The 17,412-nt window shown below is 59.8% G+C and carries 18 protein-coding genes; 9 read left to right on the top strand and 9 right to left on the bottom strand.

Annotated features, from left to right (window positions below; translation table 11 throughout):
- Positions 1 to 32: 32 nt before the first annotated feature.
- From PW789_RS06540 to PW789_RS06525, 4 genes are all read right to left on the bottom strand, one after another.
- Positions 33 to 590, bottom strand: coding sequence for a carboxymuconolactone decarboxylase family protein (locus PW789_RS06540; protein ID WP_299373207.1), 558 nt, complete (start codon positions 588 to 590; stop codon positions 33 to 35).
- An 86-nt stretch (positions 591 to 676) separates the two neighbouring features.
- On the bottom strand, positions 677 to 1,216 hold the full coding sequence (locus PW789_RS06535; protein WP_299373204.1) for a peroxiredoxin: 540 nt from the start codon (positions 1,214 to 1,216) through the stop codon (positions 677 to 679).
- A gap of 228 nt (positions 1,217 to 1,444) precedes the next feature.
- Positions 1,445 to 2,938, bottom strand: a complete 1,494-nt coding sequence (locus tag PW789_RS06530; protein ID WP_299373201.1) for a catalase — start codon at positions 2,936 to 2,938, stop codon at positions 1,445 to 1,447.
- Between the two features lie 43 nt (positions 2,939 to 2,981).
- Entirely contained in the window at positions 2,982 to 3,398 is a 417-nt protein-coding gene (locus PW789_RS06525) for a Fur family transcriptional regulator (protein WP_299373198.1), read from the bottom strand.
- Between the two features lie 216 nt (positions 3,399 to 3,614).
- On the opposite strand from PW789_RS06525, the gene PW789_RS06520 reads away from it, so the two are divergent.
- Entirely contained in the window at positions 3,615 to 4,382 is a 768-nt protein-coding gene (locus PW789_RS06520) for an enoyl-ACP reductase (RefSeq protein WP_299373195.1), read from the top strand.
- 126 nt (positions 4,383 to 4,508) lie between these two features.
- Here the strand turns inward: PW789_RS06520 and PW789_RS06515 are convergent, their stop codons facing one another.
- The 4 genes from PW789_RS06515 to bshC form a co-directional block, all read right to left on the bottom strand.
- Positions 4,509 to 6,323 carry an ABC-F family ATP-binding cassette domain-containing protein gene (locus tag PW789_RS06515; protein ID WP_299373192.1) on the bottom strand — a complete coding sequence of 605 codons (1,815 nt, stop codon included), beginning with the start codon at positions 6,321 to 6,323 and terminating at the stop codon, positions 4,509 to 4,511.
- A 43-nt stretch (positions 6,324 to 6,366) separates the two neighbouring features.
- A complete protein-coding gene (locus tag PW789_RS06510) occupies positions 6,367 to 6,675 on the bottom strand; it encodes a hypothetical protein (RefSeq protein ID WP_299373189.1) in 309 nt (102 codons plus the stop codon).
- A 53-nt stretch (positions 6,676 to 6,728) separates the two neighbouring features.
- Entirely contained in the window at positions 6,729 to 7,286 is a 558-nt protein-coding gene (locus tag PW789_RS06505; RefSeq protein WP_299373186.1) for an RNA polymerase sigma factor, read from the bottom strand.
- A 573-nt stretch (positions 7,287 to 7,859) separates the two neighbouring features.
- Positions 7,860 to 9,533 carry a bacillithiol biosynthesis cysteine-adding enzyme BshC gene (gene bshC, locus PW789_RS06500; protein WP_299373183.1) on the bottom strand — a complete coding sequence of 558 codons (1,674 nt, stop codon included), beginning with the start codon at positions 9,531 to 9,533 and terminating at the stop codon, positions 7,860 to 7,862.
- Positions 9,534 to 9,727: 194 nt separating this feature from the next.
- Here bshC and PW789_RS06495 point away from each other — a divergent pair, with 194 nt between their 5' ends.
- From PW789_RS06495 to PW789_RS06460, 8 genes are all read left to right on the top strand, one after another.
- Complete coding sequence (locus tag PW789_RS06495; RefSeq protein WP_299373180.1) at positions 9,728 to 10,372, top strand: NUDIX hydrolase; 645 nt, start codon at positions 9,728 to 9,730, stop codon at positions 10,370 to 10,372.
- A gap of 277 nt (positions 10,373 to 10,649) precedes the next feature.
- On the top strand, positions 10,650 to 10,868 hold the full coding sequence (locus PW789_RS06490) for a cold-shock protein (RefSeq protein ID WP_299373177.1): 219 nt from the start codon (positions 10,650 to 10,652) through the stop codon (positions 10,866 to 10,868).
- A gap of 162 nt (positions 10,869 to 11,030) precedes the next feature.
- Positions 11,031 to 12,770 (top strand): DNA polymerase/3'-5' exonuclease PolX, encoded by a 1,740-nt coding sequence (gene polX / locus PW789_RS06485; RefSeq protein WP_299373550.1) that lies wholly within the window; start codon positions 11,031 to 11,033, stop codon positions 12,768 to 12,770.
- Positions 12,771 to 12,804: 34 nt separating this feature from the next.
- Positions 12,805 to 13,770: a heme o synthase gene (cyoE, locus tag PW789_RS06480; RefSeq protein WP_299373174.1), complete on the top strand. Its 966-nt coding sequence runs from the start codon at positions 12,805 to 12,807 to the stop codon at positions 13,768 to 13,770.
- Between the two features lie 5 nt (positions 13,771 to 13,775).
- Positions 13,776 to 14,333 carry a DUF420 domain-containing protein gene (locus PW789_RS06475; RefSeq protein ID WP_299373171.1) on the top strand — a complete coding sequence of 186 codons (558 nt, stop codon included), beginning with the start codon at positions 13,776 to 13,778 and terminating at the stop codon, positions 14,331 to 14,333.
- A 16-nt stretch (positions 14,334 to 14,349) separates the two neighbouring features.
- A complete protein-coding gene (locus PW789_RS06470; protein ID WP_299373168.1) occupies positions 14,350 to 14,574 on the top strand; it encodes a hypothetical protein in 225 nt (74 codons plus the stop codon).
- A gap of 58 nt (positions 14,575 to 14,632) precedes the next feature.
- Positions 14,633 to 15,109, top strand: a complete 477-nt coding sequence (locus PW789_RS06465; protein WP_299373165.1) for a single-stranded DNA-binding protein — start codon at positions 14,633 to 14,635, stop codon at positions 15,107 to 15,109.
- Between the two features lie 92 nt (positions 15,110 to 15,201).
- On the top strand, positions 15,202 to 16,446 hold the full coding sequence (locus PW789_RS06460) for an amidohydrolase/deacetylase family metallohydrolase (RefSeq protein WP_299373162.1): 1,245 nt from the start codon (positions 15,202 to 15,204) through the stop codon (positions 16,444 to 16,446).
- A 12-nt stretch (positions 16,447 to 16,458) separates the two neighbouring features.
- Here PW789_RS06460 and PW789_RS06455 read toward each other — a convergent pair whose 3' ends face one another.
- A complete protein-coding gene (locus tag PW789_RS06455) occupies positions 16,459 to 17,334 on the bottom strand; it encodes a hypothetical protein (RefSeq protein ID WP_299373159.1) in 876 nt (291 codons plus the stop codon).
- Between the last annotated feature and the right edge of the window lie 78 nt (positions 17,335 to 17,412).

Below are 17,412 nucleotides of genomic sequence, written 5' to 3'. Positions count from 1 at the left end.
GCGCCGGGCTTTCTGTATTTAACCTGCGTTGCTTACGCCACAGCCTCAACCGCAGTCGGAGCTGCCTTTTCAGAATCCAGCACCACGCCGATTGCATGCACGATGGAGGTGACGCGGATGGCAGCGTTGATCAGCTCCTCCGTTGCGCCCTTATCGCGCAGCACACGCTCGTGCGAGTCCACGCACTTCTCACAGGCGTTGACGGCACTCACCACCAGGCACCACAGCTCGAAGTCCACATGATCGACCTTGTGGCCACGCAACGCATTCATGCGCAGACGGGCCGGAAGCGTCGCATACTTCTCATTCGTCGTCAGGTGATGGAAGCGGTAGTAGATATTATTCATGCCCATGATCGCTGACGCAGCCTTGATGGCATCAATCGCATCGGCAGTCAGGCCCGCGGCCTCCGCTTCGGCAAGCGATGCTGCCGTCAGCTCGGGATTGCGGGTCGCAATTGCTGCAGCGACCACGGTGCCCCAGAGCTGCTGCGGGGTCAGCTCCGTATTCTGTTTCACCAGGGACGAATAGTTCAGCTTCAGATCTTTTGCATAAGTCGGCAGAGTGCCGATCAGGTCTTCCATTGCCATTGCTCTTGTCCTCTCTCCCTCAACGAATGGAGCGCGGCCGCGAATCGCAACCGCGCCCAGTTCTGCTACAGAACTGCGATCAACGCTTAGCTCAGCGTCGTTTCGCCCTTCTGCCAGTTGCAGGGGCACAGCTCATCGGTCTGCAGCGCATCGAGCACGCGCAGAACCTCCTGCGGATTGCGGCCCACCGAAAGGTCGGTCACGTAGATGAAACGGATGATGTTGTCGGGGTCCACCAGGAAGGTCGCGCGCTGCGCAACGCCGGCCTTCTCGTCGAGAATGCCGAGCTGGCCACTCAGGTCACGCTTGATGTCCGAGATCATCGGGAAGGGCAGGTCCTTCAGATCTGCGTGGTGCGTGCGCCATGCAGCGTGGACGTACTCGTTGTCGGTGCTGGCGCCAAGGATCTGGCAGTCACGATCCAGGAAGTCTGTGTTCAGCTTGCCGAAGGCAGCAATCTCGGTCGGGCACACAAACGTGAAGTCCTTGGGCCAGAAGAAGTACAGCTTCCACTTGCCGCCGTAGGTGTCGCCGGTGATGGTCTTGAAGGCCTTGGCCTCGTCCTTCTCGGTGGAGACGGTTGCGGTCAGTTCGAACTCAGGAAACTTTTCGCCGATTTGCAGCATGTCAGATGACTCCTCTTGGGTTAGTTGTTGCAGATTTCGTAGCTTCGCGACGGCTTCAATCGCGATGGAAGCGCATGGCTTGATTTTACCACCGAATGCGCATGGACGGCAATGGTTAAATTATTGACACACAATGACTTACAGATACAAGAAGGCGTCAGCCAGCAGCCAGCTATGTGCTGTTGACTGACGCCTTCGGGATGGTGATTTCAGCTGCCGCTGTGTACGCTACTTCGCTGCCACCAGCTCCTCGGCCTTGACGATCTCTTTGATGTCGCGACCGATTGCCTTCGCGATTCCCTCGCCATACTTGGGATCGCATTTGTAGAAGTGGCTGATCTGCAGGTCCTGGATACGCTTCTCCACCTTACCCAGGCTAGCTGCGATGTTTCCGCATAACCGTTCCTGCGCGTCGGGCGCCATCAGGCGGAAGAGATTTCCCGGCTGCGTAAAGTAGTCGCCATCATGTTCGCGATGGTCCCAGCGAGCGACCGTCGGGTTCGGCAAGGTCGTCGGACGCTCGTTGAACTTCTTATCCTGCGTCGGTCCGCCGAAGCTGTTGGGCTCGTAGTTCGGTCCGCTCTTACTCTCGAAACGCATTGTGCCATCGGTGTGATACGTGTGATACGGACACTTCGGCGCATTCACCGGCAGCGTGTCGTAGTTCACACCCAGGCGATAGCGATGCGCGTCGGGATAGCTGATGAGGCGGCCTTGCAGCATCTTGTCCGGCGAGAAGCCCATGCCCGGCACAACGTTGCGCGGTTCGAAGGCTGCCTGCTCCACCTCGGCAAAGTAGTTCACCGGGTTGCGGTTCAGCTCCAGCTCACCGACCTCGATCAGAGGATAGTCGCCGTGCGGCCAGACCTTGGTCAGATCGAATGGATTGATGTGGTAGGTCTCGGCCTCGGCCTCGGGCATGATCTGCACGCTGACCTTCCACTTCGGGAAGTCGCCCTTTTCGATCGCACCGAAAAGATCGCTCTGCGAATGGTCCATATCGACCGACTTCATCTGGTCGGCCTCTTCGCGGGTGAAGTTCTTGATGCCCTGCCTGGTCTTGAAGTGCCACTTGCAGTAGAACAACTCACCCTTGGCATTGATCAGCGAGAACGTGTGGCTCGAGAAGCCATCCATGTGGCGATAGCCATCCGGAGTGCCGCGATCGGAGAACAGGATCGTCACCTGGTGCAGGCTCTCCGGCGAAAGGCTCCAGAAGTCCCACATCATCGTCGGCGACTTCAGGTTCGTCTCCGGGTCACGCTTCTGCGTATGAATGAAGTCGGAGAACTTGAGAGGATCGCGGATGAAGAAGACTGGCGTGTTGTTTCCCACCATGTCCCAGTTGCCTTCTTCGGTGTAGAACTTCAGCGCAAAGCCGCGCGGGTCGCGCTCGCTGTCGGCCGATCCCTTCTCACCGCCAACGGTCGAGAAGCGGATAAAGGTCGGCGTCTGCTTGCCGGTCTTCTCAAAGAGCTTCGCCGTCGTGTACTTGTTGATCTCCGTGCTGGTAACGGTGAACGTACCGTAGGCACCCGATCCCTTGGCATGCACCACGCGCTCGGGAATGCGCTCGCGGTTGAAATGCGCCATCTTTTCAAACAGAAGGTAGTCTTCGAACACCACCGGTCCACGTGGGCCGACCGTCAGGGAGTTCTGGTTATCGCCAACCGGACGACCTGCATCGGTCGTCATGACTTTGCTCTTCAGATCTTCTGCCATAACTTCACCTCTTCGAGGGGTGCTGCGGGTGAAAGGGTTGAACCTAGGCCTTCTGGCACTTGGCACAGAGACCAATGACATCGACGGAATACCGCTCCACCAGGAATCCATCAGACAGCCTGCGCTGGGTCGGCGACAGGCCAAGCTCCTTCTCCCCAATGTCGGTGATTGCTTTGCACTTGGAGCACACCATGTGATGGTGGTCCTCGCTGTTCATCTCGACACGCACCGAACCGTGATGCATGCTCATCTTGCGAAAGATGCCACTCTCCACGAAAAGATGGATGTTTTTGTAGACCGTAGCCAGGGAGACGGCAGGAACCTTCTTCTTGACGAGGGCGTACACCTCCTCCGGGCTGGGATGCCCTTCCATGCCCTGCATGACCTCATACAGCACCTGGCGCTGATGCGTCATCGCAATACCGTGATCGGCACAGAGTTGTCGGAAATCTGCCTGCATCTGTTCCACGAGTCTTAGTCTACCCCTTAAAGATGATAAGTATTATCGTCCGATAAATTTAGTTATCCACAGAATTCTATTATCGGAGGACTTCTCTCAAAGATCCTATCAATTCCCTGGCCCAAACCCCTGTTTTCGTCCCGGGATCGCGGCCATCACACTTGGGACGCTGCTATCCTGAGCAACGGAAATGGAATAGGAGCAACAGACAGAAACATGATTGATCTCAAAGGCAAAGTCGCCGTTATCTTCGGACTGGCCAACAAGCGCAGCATCGCCTGGGGCATCGCCCAGAAGCTCTCCGACGCAGGGGCCACGCTGGCCATCTGCTACCAGACCGAGCGCCTGAAGCGCGACGCCGATGAACTCGCCGGCTCCCTGCCCAATGCGAAGACCTTCCAGTGCGACCTCTCCGTCGACTCCCAGATCGATTCCCTGTTCGCGACGCTGAAGGAGACCTACGGCAAGCTGAACATCCTCGTCCATGCCGTCGCCTTCGCTCCCCCCGATGAGATCAAGAACGACTTCCTCCTCACCAGCCGCGAAGGATTCCGCATCGCCCACGACGTCAGCTCGTACACACTGATCGCCGTCTCCCGCGCCGCTGTGCCGCTGATGACCGAGGGCGGCAGCATCATGACGCTGACCTACTACGGCTCCACCAAGGTCTTCCCGAACTACAACGTCATGGGTCTGGCCAAGGCATCGCTCGAGGCCGCCGTCCGTTACCTTGCCGCCTCGCTCGGATCGAAAAACATCCGCGTCAACGCCATCTCCGCCGGTCCCATCAAGACTCTCGCCGCACGCGGCATCGGCGACTTCACCAAGATCCTTACCGCGGTGGAAGAGCGTGCCCCGCTACATCGCAACGTCGATCAGAACGAGGTGGGCGGAGCTGCGCTGTTCCTCGCCAGCGATCTCGCCAGCGGCATAACCGGAGAGATCACCTACGTCGACGCCGGATACAACATCACCGGCCTCTAACAAACGATGGGCTGCCGACAGGCAGCCCTCTCCTCTTCTGGGCTCGTAGAGCAACCTCAATTGCAGCATCGCGCACGAAGAAGCTCTGGCAGAAGAAGAGAATGCTTCGGAGCAGCTTGCAGCCCGTCAGCCAGCCTTCTCCGTCAGTTCAGCCCACCGCGCATAGAGGGTATCGAGCTCATGCTGTGCGGACTCGAGCGCGGCCAGGGCCTCGGTCAGCTTTGCTGCATCCACCGCTACCTCAGGATCATCAACCCGGTCCCTGGCGGCGTTCAGCTTTGCGTCCGCAACCTCCACACGCTCTTCGATACCCGCAAACTCACGCGCTTCGAGATAAGACAACTTCTTCTTCGCCGCCGAACCGGAAGCTGCCTGAGTCTCAACCGGCTTGGCAGCCTCCTCGACGTCACGGGCAGGGCGATCGCTGTTCTGTTCGAGGAACCACTGCTCCCACTGCCCATAGTCGGCAAAGGTCGCCGCGCTTCCCTTGGCGTCGAGGCCGAGCACAGTCGTCGAGACGCGATCGAGCATGTAGCGGTCGTGCGTAACCAGCACCAGCGCTCCCTTGTACTCCAGCAGGCTCTCCTCCAATACCTCGAGCGTAGCGATGTCGAGATCATTGGTCGGCTCATCCAGCAACAGAAGATCGGCAGGCTCCAGCATCAGCCTGGCAATCAGGACGCGGGCGCGTTCCCCTCCGCTCAGGCGCTCCACCGGCTGATTGAGCTGTTCGCTGCTGAAAAGAAACTTCTGCGCATAGCTGGCGACATGAATGACGCGATCCTGATAGACGACCGAATCGGAATCCGGCGCCAGCGCGCGGCGCAGCGTAACCTTCTCCGGCAGCTCGCGAGCCTGGCTGAAGTAGACGATGCGCAAGGATCCCGCCTTCTTAACCTCTCCGTGCGAGGGCGCCAGCTCTCCGCGCAGGAGGCGCAGGATCGTCGTCTTGCCGCTGCCATTCGGTCCAACCAGCCCCACGCGGGTGCCGTTAGCAAAGAGAAAGCTCAGGTCCTCGACGATCTTTCGATCACCCAGCCTGATACCCACGTTTTCCAGCTCAATCAAACGCTTGGTCTGCCGCTCCGTCGAGGCGAAGTCGATCGAAGCCGTCGATGAAGCCGAACGCGAGGAGACCTCTTTAAGCTGACCGATCAGCTGATGTGCATTATCGATGCGCGCCTTGGCCTTCGTAGCCCGGGCCTTGGGACCGCGGCGCAGCCATTCAATCTCGGTACGAACGCGGTTCCGCAGCGAATCCTCCAGGCGAGACTGCGACTCCAGATACGCCTGTCTTGCCTCAATGAACTTCGAATAGCTTCCCTGCACGCGCAGCAGCCCATCGGCGTAGATCCGATTCAATTCAACGATCACGGTCGCCGTATTCTCGAGGAAGTAGCGATCGTGCGTGATGATCACCGCGGCAAACGACCCTGTGTTGAGAAGCTCCTCCAGCCACGTGATTCCAGCCAGATCAAGATGATTGGTCGGCTCGTCGAGCAGAAGAACATCCGGTGCCGCAACCACTGCCTCTGCAATCGCCAGCCGCTTGCGCCAGCCGCCGCTTAGCTTCGCCGCCTCCGCATCGAGATCAGTCAACCCGATACGTCCGCTGGTCTCGCGCAGCTTTCCTTCGCGCTCGGCCTCTGCTACATGTCCGGCCTTCAGAGCCGCCTCCAGCACCTGCCGCACGGTTACGCCCGGCGCAAAGTGCGACTCCTGGCGGACATAGCCGATGCGCGCGCGCTTGCGCATCGCAACATCACCTGCATCTGCGTCTTCGTCACCAGCGAGCACCTTCAGCAGCGTGCTCTTTCCCGCGCCGTTAGGGCCAATCAGGCCGATGCGATCGCCGTCTGAGACGGTGAAGGCGATGTCACGAAACAGCGGGGTCGCGCCAAAGCTCTTCGAAAGGCCTTGCGCATTCAGAATCGGAGGCATGACACCAGTTTAAACCGACAGAGACACCTGTGCCTGATCGCGCCTAATCGAGATCGAAATCGCGCAGCGGACGATCGCCTAGCGGCGTCTCCTTGGCCTTCTTCACGGCCTCGGCGAACTTCTTCGCCAACACGTCGTCCTTGTTCTTCTGAGCCTCGACGGACTGCTGGAAGAGCGAGTCGCGGCGGGCATCCGCCTCGCGCAGCGCCCGTGCCGCCTCACCGAAGTCTTCAAACATCTTCTTCTTTGGCGCCGACTTATGTGAGATGATCGCCCGGCTCACGGGGTCAATCTTCAACATCGCTCCGCAGTCGGGGCACATCACTTCAAATGGCTGATCGCTGAGTCCCATACGAACAAGCTCCTCGACCAGCCATTGTATCGCGTGCCACTCTCCGGCAGCACCTACACAGCCGTCTGCGCGACGGCCCTGCCGCGTACAGAACGAAGTACCTGTTTGCGCAGAATCGCCTTGCCGCGTTGAAGGTGGGCGACCACCGAAGGACGCGATTTATGCCTCATCTTGGCAATCGTGTCGATCGAGCAGTCTCCCGAAAGGTGCAGCTTAAAGACCATCCTGGTCTCTTCGGGCAGTGCATGAAGCTGCTCATGCAGGATGCGAGACTCCTCCCGACGCGCCGTGATGCGCTCCGGGTCTTCTACGGACGCGCTCCACCGCAGCTCAAAGCCTTCGAGATGCTCCGGATACTCTTCAAACGATACCGTCCGGCCACCCCTTCCCTTGCGGATGATGTTCAAAGCCGCATTCTGGACGATTCGCGTGAACCAGGTCTTGAGTGCGGAGTCTCCACGAAACGAATCGACTGCGTTCCATGCAGAGCAGAAGGCTGTCTGAACAGCATCCTCCGCATCATCCAGGTTGTGGACAATCCGATCTGCGACGCGCAGGAAATATCTCTTCTCCTGCAGGAAAAGCTGCGTCAGTTCTTGACGCTGTGTCATCTGTGTTGCTGCTGGCAAGCACGCCGAGCCTGAAGACTCTGCTGAGGACGACATAACCAATCTCCCTGAACTATTCCAAATGTTGGAATCCACAAAGTGCAGCCTTCTGCCCCACTCAACGCAGGACAAAAGACACGACTAAGCGAAGCAGGGTGTGGGAGGTGGTCGAAAAAGAAGGGACGGCCGTGCCGTTTGGTGCCGAACGAGCAGAAGGATCGAAGGTGCCGCGGCACGCGTGCGCCGCCAATGCACTCCAACACGCATCCTTGTAGCGAGAATCATTATCAGAGGCAAAGCGATCTTCACTACCAGCGGCTTGTTGCTGGATTCGCGCTTTACCATTGCGAGATTCGTGCAGGCTCCAACAGCCCGCGCTCCCACGCATTGCGGAATATGTGAAGGGATCGGACCGGCCGCACTAGCCGCGAAGATGCCGAAGAACATCAGAATCGTGGCAAACAGCCAGTGCATCTTCCGTTTTGTGATCTTGAGTCGCAAATCTGATCCCGTATCGTCTTCCTAAATCGTAAAGACGTAACCCGATGCATGAAGGATATCAGCCTCTGCAGATCGTTAGAGACGAATCACAACATGGCCGGGACACTGATTACCTGCAACCTGAACAATACGCTCGATCAAACCCTCACCATAACGAGCCATAAACCAAACACCGGCAAGAAGCCTTTCCTGCGGGTGGCCATCGGGAAACAGGTTCAGCGTGATCGCTGCAGCGTGCTTCGACAGCGAGGTCTCCTTCTGCAACTCGAAGGTCGCCGCCATGCGCCGCAGACGATTCATCTGGTAACGCATCTTCGATCCAGAGGTCTCCGCCGTAGTTCCCAGCGAAGCATCGATGCCCCGCAGATATTCGGTCAGCGCATCCAGCTCGGTCTCAAGTGCATTGCCCACCGCAGCCAGCTTCCGCTTGAGCGGGATCGGCATGGCACGTGCGCCCAGACGCTGTCCCAGTTCGGCCGCGGTCGTCATGGCATCCGGCAGCTGCACCTCGTCCTTGTCCATCACCGTCGCAATCGCCGGTTCGATCAGAGTGGCAGAGAGTCGCGGCAGAACCGGAGTCAGGCGTCCAAGAATCGCCTGGTAAAGGACAGCGCTCTGCGCAAAGTAAGCAATCTCCGCAGGGCCCCCGATATACGCAGCGGTAGGAAACACGGTGTCCTGGAAGACAGGACGCAGCAGAGCATTAGGGCTCAGCCGCTCCGGGGTCTTCTCAAGAATCTCGAGCAATTCGTCGGTCGAGATGATTCGTGAACCGGCACGCCACTGGGTCTCCCCGCTCGTCGGTTCCACGACACGACGCAGTGCAAGCCTCTCTCCTGTCGTCTCATCGACCAGGAATAGCAGCGATGACGCCTCGCCCACCAGAACCTGCGCGTGATACTGCCGCGCGGTTAGCTCCTCGCTGCGTTGAAGCAACGCCTGGTGGAGAATGTCGGCGTTCTCAATCGCGTAGCGTAACGTTGTGCTGCCCATCGCATGAAACTCGTGCGAGGAGGCATCGACCACGATCAATCCCTGGGGAGCGAAGATCCGCGCGATCAGCCTGCCGAATGCCATCGCCAGCGTGGGGCGTGCACCGTCGGCATCCTGATCGAGATAGGCCTCGCGAATCCATTCTGCGACCGGCGCATACTCCAGCAGCTCGGTGGCACGCTCTATTATCTGTTCCAGCAGCGGAGCAGACTCTTCATCCAGCCTCACGCCACCTACCTCGACAGGATGCGAGACACGCAGCCCGGCGCGCAGTGTCTCCACGTCCGTCTTGGTCAGCAGGGCAGCCTGGTCGACTTCAGCCAGATCGTGATCTTCCGTCGCCATCCAGAAGACGGGGACATGGGTCACACCGCTGATGCGAGTCGCCTCGCTGGCCCGCGAGATGGCAGTCGCCGCCTTCAGCAGAGTGAGCAACGGGCCACCAAAGAGCACCACCTGCTGACCGGTGATGACCGTCCGTGCCCCGCCGCGAATCTTTTCAATATTGGCCAGCGCTTGCTCGCCGGCACCGAAGAGACGGTTCTGCCGCAGCAATTCGTCAGCAAGCCGATCAGCCGACGCTACAGGAGGAAGGACGCCCCGCATCCATCCACCGGCAAAGGGACCGCCTGAATCTCCGAAACCGAACCACTGGCGCACAGGAGCGTCCGCCGCACTGTCGCCCATCCCCAGGTAGTCGCGATACAGCTGCGATACATGGGGCAAAATCGTGATCGGGTAACACTCAACGCTCATTGCGGTCCTTCGTCCTCAAGCCTTTTCTGCGCAGACTCAGAAGCCGAATCCGCGAACTGATCGCCGTTTATCGATCCTTCAATTCCCGGCTAGCTCCGTGATCGAGTTCGGCGGTGTTCCGCTTATTGCTGATCTGCTTCCGAAACTTGGATGCAGAAACAAGCGCCCTCGATGCAGGATGATACCGTAGCTCTATGGTACAGAAGTCGAAAAGCTCTGCGAAAAAGACGAAGGCTGCTCCGAAGCCCCAAAAAGCGGTCGCCGCCCCCAAAGCGAAGCCCTCGAAGAAGACCAGGCTGCTCTCCTCAAAGGTCGTATTCAAGGGTATGGTCTTCTCCGTCAACCGCGACGAGGTGATCGAGCCGGGCGGCCATAAGAATGTTCGCGAAGTGATTCGCCACAACGGCTCGGTCGTTGTGCTCGCCGTCGACGAGTCGAAGAATCCCTCCGATCCCGACGTGATTCTCGAGCGCCAGTACCGTCACGCGGCAGGCCAGTTTTTGCTTGAGTTGCCCGCAGGCCGTGTAGAGCCGGGCGAAAAGACGCTTGCCGCAGCCAAGCGCGAGATGATCGAGGAAACCGGCTATCGTGCAAAAAAGTGGACGCTGCTGACGAAATACTTCGCCAGCCCTGGCTTTCTCGGCGAATGGATGCAGATCTACCTTGCCCGCGACATTCGCGAGGGCATAGCCCAGCCGGAGGAAGATGAAAAGATTGAGGTCATTCGCATGCCTCTCTCCGAGGCTCTTGCCCTGGTAGCGGCCAACAAGATTCACGATGGCAAGACCCTCATAGGGCTTTTGCTCTATGACCAATGGCGCAAGACCTCCGCGCGATAACCATCGCCAATATTTTTCATACCCAGGCCGCCGATATCGGCGGCTTACTTCTTTGGCTCTTGAAAACATTCGCCTTATCGTCGTGGCCGCACTCGCGCCGTTCACAGGCCGCACTGGTTACCCTTGCAGGAGCGACATTTAGATACCCCTCATAACAGGCAGGATGAGGAAACCCAGTCCGGGTTGTTCGCGTCACACTCCTAGAGCCCGATCTTCACCTCTCCGCAACGCAACAGGGGTGTGGATCGGATTGAATCAACTGCAAGGAGCAAGGGTCTTGGCACAGTTCAAAGGAACCGTTAAGTGGTTTAACAACGCAAAGGGTTACGGCTTCCTCGGCCGTGACGGTGGCGCGGATGTTTTTGTGCATTACACCTCAATTCAGCGTGAGGGGTACAAGAGCCTCAAGGAAGGCGACGAAGTCGAGTTCGATATCATCCAGGGTTCAAAAGGACCACAGGCTGATCAAGTCTTTCGCGTCAAAGAAATTAACTAACTTCACCTCCTGAAGTCGCAGGAACGATAAGTTCCGCGACTCTGGGTAGAGTCGCAATCCGATCCACGAACGAATGTCATTCAATTCGGGATGCTGCACAACAGCTGCTCCTTGCTGCATACTTGCACCAGCAGGCGGCACGTCCGCCGCTGGTTCCTGCCCATGGATAACATCACCATCGCACGCTTGCTGGACGAGACAGCGGCTCTGCTCGAGATAGACGCCGCTGATCCGTTCCGCATCCGCTCGTATCGTCGTGCCGCCGAGGCCGTTGAACAGCAGACGACGCAACTCGTCACGCTCGCAGAAGATCCCAAGCAGTTGCTTGCTATCGCCGGTATCGGCAAGGGCATGGCGTCGAACATCGTTGACATCGTCAACACCGGCACCCTTCCCCTGCGGGAAGAGCTGCTCACGCGGTACAAGCCATCGATGCTCGAACTGCTGCGTCTGCCCGGTATGGGACCAAAGACGGTTGCTCTGATCTGGTCCGCGCTTCAAGTCGCCGACATTGACGCTCTCGAAGAAGCGGCCAAGGCAGGCCACCTCAACAAGCTCCCCCGCATGGGAGAAAAATTCACCACCAAGCTCCTCAAAGGCATCGAGGATTACCGCAAAAATTCATCGCGCTTCCGCGTCGATCACGCACACGAACACGCCGAGCGCATCTCCGCGCTTATCCGTGAGTTCCCCGGTATCGACGAGATCACCCCGGCAGGCTCCCTGCGTCGCGGCCGCGAGACCGTGGGCGACCTCGACCTGCTGGTGACCGGTCCCGCCTGCGAGCCCAACGTCGTCGCCGCCGCCGTGGAGCATGTCGCGAATCTCCCACTGATCGACAAACTGCTCGCCCGCGGCCAGAACAAGGTCAGCTTCACGCTGCGCAACCAGCTCCAGGTGGATGTACGCCTGCTGCCGCGTGCCAGCTACGGCGCCGCGCTGCAATACTTCACCGGCTCGAAGATGCACAACGTCGCTCTGCGGCAACGTGCCATCAAGCGTGGCCTGACGCTGAACGAATATGCCCTGCTGCGCGTGGAAGACAACACCATCGTCGCCGCCGAGACCGAAGAGGCAATCTACCGTGCCCTCGACCTCGATTACATTCCGCCGGAGCTGCGGGAGAACGGCGGCGAGCTGGAAGCGGCAGCCGCACACACCCTCCCGCAGTTGATTACGTTGACAGACATCCGCGGCGACCTGCACATGCACACCGTCGAGACCGACGGCTCGAACACGATCCGCGAGATGGCCGAGGCCGCCGCAGATCGCGGCCTGAAGTACATCGCCATCACCGACCACTCCAAGAATCTCGCCATGACCAACGGCATGGACGACAAGCGCGCGCTGGCCCACATCAGGCGCATTCGCGAGATCGACGCCGAGATGAACGGACGCATCCGCATTCTGGCTGGTGTGGAGGTCGACATCCTCGGCGAAGGAGAGCTGGATCTCTCCGACGAGACACTGGCCGAGATGGATGTCGTCGTCGCCAGCGTCCACAGCCGCTTCGATCAGCCCATCGAGCAGATGACCGAGCGCATCCTGCGTGCCATGGAAAACCCCAACGTCGACATCCTCGGCCATCCCACCGGACGCAAGGTGCTCAAGCGCGATCCCTACGCTCTTCACATCGACACCGTGCTCAAACGTGCCGCCGAACTTGGCGTCGCCGTCGAACACAACGCAAGCCCCGCGCGCTCAGATCTCACCGATCTTCATCTCCGCCTCGCCAGGGAGCACGGATGCAGGATCGCGGTGAACACCGATGCGCACTCGACCGGCGAACTCGACCAGATTCGCTTCGGCATCACCCAGCTGCGCCGCGCCTGGCTCACGGCTCCGGACGTGTTAAACACCCTGCCCACCGCCGAGGCGCTTCTCGCCCAGCTGCGTCGATAAACGCCCATCGCGTCATTCGCGATATCCTTACATCGTGGCGCAATCCGCAACATCACCGGCAAGCCTCTCTGCGAAGAAGTCCGTAGCAGAGCGCGGCCTCTTTGCCGACTACGCAGCCCTCTTCAAAGTCCGTGTCTCCGTCATGGTGGTCATCACCGCCGGAGCAGGCTATTACCTTGGTTCGCTTGCCAGCGGGATCAGTCCCTTTCATTTCGGGATGCTGCAGGCCTTGGCCGGCATAGCTGTCGTGACCGCCGGTTCGAGCGCGCTGAATCAGGCCCTCGAGCGCCGCACCGACGCCCTGATGCGCCGCACGTCGGACAGGCCGATGGCCGCTGGCCGCATCTCGCTGGCCCATGGTCTGATCCTCGGCTTCGCCGCCATCTTTCTCGGCTCACTCTACCTTGCGCAGGTCACCAACCTCCTCACCGGGACGCTCACCCTGCTCACCGCCGTGGGATATGTCTGCATCTATACCCCGCTCAAGCGCATCACCGTCGTGAACACCTTCATCGGGGCGTTCCCCGGAGCGCTGCCGCCGCTCATCGGCTGGACCGCCATCCGCGGCATCATCGAATGGCCCGCCGTCGCGCTCTTTGCCATCCTCTTCGTCTGGCAGTTTCCGCACTTCATGGCCATCGGCTGGATGTATCGCGACGACTACGCCGCAGCCGGAATCCGGCTCACGCCAACACAGCCTGACGTCAGCTTCGCGGCACGCTCCACGGTCATTCAGTCGCTCTTCTACGCCGTCCTGATGGTTCCGATCAGCACCTGGCCTACCTGGCTGGGCGTGACCGGCCACATCTACGCCGTCACGGCGACCATCCTGTCGCTGGGCTACCTTTGGTACACGATCCGCTTCGCACGCATCGTCCGTACGCCAAATGCTCCGGAGTCCCGGGCCTATGCTCGCGATCTGCTCAAGGCGTCGGTGATCTACCTGCCCCTGCTGATGGCTGCATTGATGCTTGACGCCAAAGGACGTCTGCTCTTCTGATGCCCATGAACGACTCCTCTGCCCTGCCCTCCAACACGGTCCGCACTCCGCCGTCGATCATCGCAGCAATCATCGTGGTGAGCGCCGTCGCCAGTGCCTTTATCTGCTGGCTGGTCTACTTCCACACCCCGACCGACGTCGCAGGAACCCAGCTTCGTTCGCTTCCCCTGGTCAATGCGGTGCTGAATGCGCTCTCGACCGTCGCCCTGCTCTTAGGCTATCGCTACATCCGCGCCCGCAACATCCCCGCGCATCGCGCCGCCATGTTCGCCGCGTTCTTCTTTTCCAGCATCTTCCTCGTCTGCTACCTGGCAAACTTCACCCTGCACGGCGAGACGCGATTCGACCGCCTGAGTCCCTGGTGGCCCTTCTACTGGAAGCTTCTGCTCTCGCACATTCTTCTCTCTGTCATCGCGCTGCCGATGATTCTGATCACTTTCTTTCTCTCTCTGACCGGACGTTTTCCCGCTCACCGCCGGCTGGCTCGCTATACCTATCCCATCTGGCTCTACGTCTCAGTCACCGGGGTCATCGTCTACTGGATGCAGTCTGCAATCCACTAACCCGCACGGCTTCCACATGCAACCAGACACACGAAAACTTCTTCGCACCGGCATCGGAATCTTCGGCACAGGCGTCATCTGCGCCGGCTCCATCTTCCTCTTCTTCGGCGGCGTCAGCCGCATGGGACCTCACACCAATGGCGGATGGCTGGCGCTGGTGATCGCCATGGGATGCCTGCCCACGGGCACGCTCTCGCTGCTGCTGGCCCTGATGAAGCTCTACGCAGATCGTCGCCGCTAATCCGCAGGGTCGATTCTGCTATCCTCAACCTTCGAGACTGAAAAAACCGGAGTACCCCATGGCAAAAGGCGTCAACAAAGTAATTCTCCTCGGCAACGTCGGAAAGGACCCCGAGATCCGTTCCACCGCAGGCGGCATGACCATCGCCAGCTTCTCGCTCGCGACCGCCGACCGCCAGAAGGACCAGCAGGGCAACTGGCAGGACAAGACCGAGTGGCACAACCTCGTCGCCTTCAGCCGCACCGCTGAGATCATTCGCGACTATGTGAAGAAGGGCACGCAGCTCTACGTCGAAGGCAAGATTCAAACCCGCTCCTGGGACGACAAGGAGAGCGGCCAGAAGAAGTACCGGACCGAGATCCTGATCAACGAGATGAGCCTGCTTGGCGGCGGCCCCGGGCGTGGCGAAGGCTCTGGTGCCAGCTCCGGCGGCGGCTCCTCCCGCTCCAACACCGCCAGCTACGATCAGCGTCCTCCGGCTTCGCAGCCGGACTACGCCGATCAGGGCATCACCGACGACGATATCCCCTTCTAACGCTGCAACCCAAGCAGACCTCAGCGAGGAGGCCCAACGGCTTCCTCGCTTTGCGTTTAAGCCGCGGCACGCGGCTTCGCTATACTTCGAAGATGCTTCGTCTCCTTTCGTTTGTCTTCCTCTGTGCCACCGCAGTCCAGGCCCAGCAGTATGATCTCGTGCTTCACCACGGCCACGTGATCGATCCGAAGAACAATATCGACGGCGAACGGGACGTCGCCATTCACGCAGGAAAGATCGCCGCAATCGAGTCCTCCATTCCCGCCAGCGCGGCGAAGCATAACGTCGACGTTGCAGGCCTCTACGTGACGCCCGGCCTCGTTGACATCCATGTGCATGTCTTTACCGGCCTCCGCCACGATGCCTGGGGCAACGGCGATCTCTCTGTGCCTGCTGACGTCATGGCCACGCCCAACGGCGTCACCACAATGGCCGACGCCGGCTCCTCCGGCTGGCGCGACTTCCCCGAGTTCCGTCGCCGAGTGATCGACAACACCAAGACGCGCCTCTTCGCCTTCATCAACATCGTCGGCGCCGGCATGGCCAATAGCGACGACGTCGCCGAGCAAAACGAACACGACATGGATCTCGATGCGCTCTCAAAAACCATCGAGCAGAACCGCGATGTCATCGTCGGCATTAAGACCGCGCACTGGCAGCAGCCAAACTTCATCTCCGTCCAGAAAGCCGTCGCCGCCGGTAACCGCAGCCATCTTCCCGTGATGGTCGACTTCGGCTGGTTCGACAACAAGTCTTACGAAACGATGATCGCCACCATCCTGCGCCCGGGAGATATCAGCACGCATGTCTTCCGGATGCCCGCTCCCCTGCTCACCCCCGAAGGCAAGCCTGCGCCGTATATGCTCGATGCCCGCCGTCGCGGAATTAAATTCGACGTCGGCCACGGCGGCGGCTCCTTCAACTTCGCGCTCGCCGAGCCGATGGTGAAGGGTGGATTCTTCCCTGACTCCATCTCCACCGACCTCCACGTGGACTCCGCCACCGGTGTGATGATCAACCTGCCCAACGTCATGAACAAGATCCTCGCGCTCGGAGTTCCCTTCAGCGAGGTCATACGCGAATCAACCACCAATCCGGCAACCGAGATCGGCCACCCGGAGCTGGGGCAGATCGCCGTTGGCTCCGTCGCAGACATCGCCGTCCTACGCGTCGACCACGGGCACTTCGGCTACGCCGACCTCGCCGGAGGCAAGGTCGACGGAACCGAACGGATCGTACCTGAGATGACCGTTCGAGCAGGCAAAGTGGTCTTCGATCTCAACGCCCGCACCGCCGTTCCCTGGCAGCAGGGCCACCTGAAGTACGCCGTCCGCTAAACCCGCCGTACTCTAAAACCCAAAGCGCGTCGTAATCGCCAGCCCGTGGTTGTAGGTGTGATAGCTCGTCACAGCCGCCTGAAACCCAACGCCAAGAATCAGGCTGAGGCGACTCGTCGGATCCTTCGGACGCAGCGGAAACTTGCTCAGCAGGCCCGGCGACAGGAACATCTGCGTCTTGCCGTCGCGCGTGCCACCCGTCCATGTGCTCGAGTTCAGCTCCAGCTCCGGCGTGAAGTACTTCCCCGCCTTGTACTGCGCCACGCTGTTCCAGTGAATCGTGCGGCCGGAGGTCGCTGTGCCCGAGGTCGGCAGCGCCACGCCCACGCTACTGAAGAGAGCCAGCTTGCCGAATCCCTTGCCGCCGATCACCGAAGGCGTCAGAACCGTGCTCGGCGCGCCGTTCTTGTAGCTGCCCGAGGGCATGGAGACGCTAAGAGCGCCGCTCAAGGCATAGTTGCCGTGCTTCTCGTTGGCTGACAGAAAACGGTACTTCCCCACAACGGTCGTGTCACCGAAGCCGTCCTGCGAATGATCGGCTCCGTGCAGAATATAGCCGGGAAAGAAGACGTCCACCTGCGTGCGGGCGAACGGGATGAAGTTGAAGCCCTTGTGGCCACCGATATTCCAGTTGTCGGAGCCACCGTCGACACGCTGACGGACATAATCGAGCCGAAAGACCTGCGCCAGCATGGGAAAGGACGAGTACATCGGGACCGCCCACTTCGGCTGATCGGCCTGCGTCTTCGTCGCCCGGGCCTGCCAGTCCTTACCGAACTTTTTGAGGAAATTCTCCTGCTCATCCGGCGGCGGCACGGCATTTGTCTGTGCGACGGCAGAAAAGGAAGAGAGACCGAGCACGGTCAACAGTAATAGAGTCCTGCGCAAAAAATTGCTCCTTCTATCCCGTTGCTTCTTCTCGATGGCCCGAATCGAATGTCCCGGCTCGTTTGTTCCAGTAATTCT

It is taken from the genome of Edaphobacter sp., from assembly GCF_028283685.1.
In the GTDB taxonomy this organism is placed as follows: Bacteria; Acidobacteriota; Terriglobia; order Terriglobales; family Acidobacteriaceae; genus Edaphobacter.
This window is presented reverse-complemented; position numbering and strand designations above follow the sequence as displayed.

Coding starts and splice junctions, on each gene's coding strand:
- PW789_RS06470 (WP_299373168.1), top strand. CDS start 14,350: ATGCAACCAGACACACGAAAACTTCTTCGCACCGGCATCGGAATCTTC.
- PW789_RS06495 (WP_299373180.1), top strand. CDS start 9,728: ATGGTACAGAAGTCGAAAAGCTCTGCGAAAAAGACGAAGGCTGCTCCG.
- PW789_RS06540 (WP_299373207.1), bottom strand. CDS start 590: ATGGCAATGGAAGACCTGATCGGCACTCTGCCGACTTATGCAAAAGAT.
- PW789_RS06510 (WP_299373189.1), bottom strand. CDS start 6,675: ATGGGACTCAGCGATCAGCCATTTGAAGTGATGTGCCCCGACTGCGGA.
- PW789_RS06505 (WP_299373186.1), bottom strand. CDS start 7,286: ATGACACAGCGTCAAGAACTGACGCAGCTTTTCCTGCAGGAGAAGAGA.
- PW789_RS06515 (WP_299373192.1), bottom strand. CDS start 6,323: ATGCCTCCGATTCTGAATGCGCAAGGCCTTTCGAAGAGCTTTGGCGCG.
- bshC (WP_299373183.1), bottom strand. CDS start 9,533: ATGAGCGTTGAGTGTTACCCGATCACGATTTTGCCCCATGTATCGCAG.
- PW789_RS06460 (WP_299373162.1), top strand. CDS start 15,202: ATGCTTCGTCTCCTTTCGTTTGTCTTCCTCTGTGCCACCGCAGTCCAG.
- PW789_RS06520 (WP_299373195.1), top strand. CDS start 3,615: ATGATTGATCTCAAAGGCAAAGTCGCCGTTATCTTCGGACTGGCCAAC.
- PW789_RS06465 (WP_299373165.1), top strand. CDS start 14,633: ATGGCAAAAGGCGTCAACAAAGTAATTCTCCTCGGCAACGTCGGAAAG.
- PW789_RS06475 (WP_299373171.1), top strand. CDS start 13,776: ATGAACGACTCCTCTGCCCTGCCCTCCAACACGGTCCGCACTCCGCCG.
- PW789_RS06525 (WP_299373198.1), bottom strand. CDS start 3,398: ATGCAGGCAGATTTCCGACAACTCTGTGCCGATCACGGTATTGCGATG.
- polX (WP_299373550.1), top strand. CDS start 11,031: ATGGATAACATCACCATCGCACGCTTGCTGGACGAGACAGCGGCTCTG.
- PW789_RS06530 (WP_299373201.1), bottom strand. CDS start 2,938: ATGGCAGAAGATCTGAAGAGCAAAGTCATGACGACCGATGCAGGTCGT.
- PW789_RS06535 (WP_299373204.1), bottom strand. CDS start 1,216: ATGCTGCAAATCGGCGAAAAGTTTCCTGAGTTCGAACTGACCGCAACC.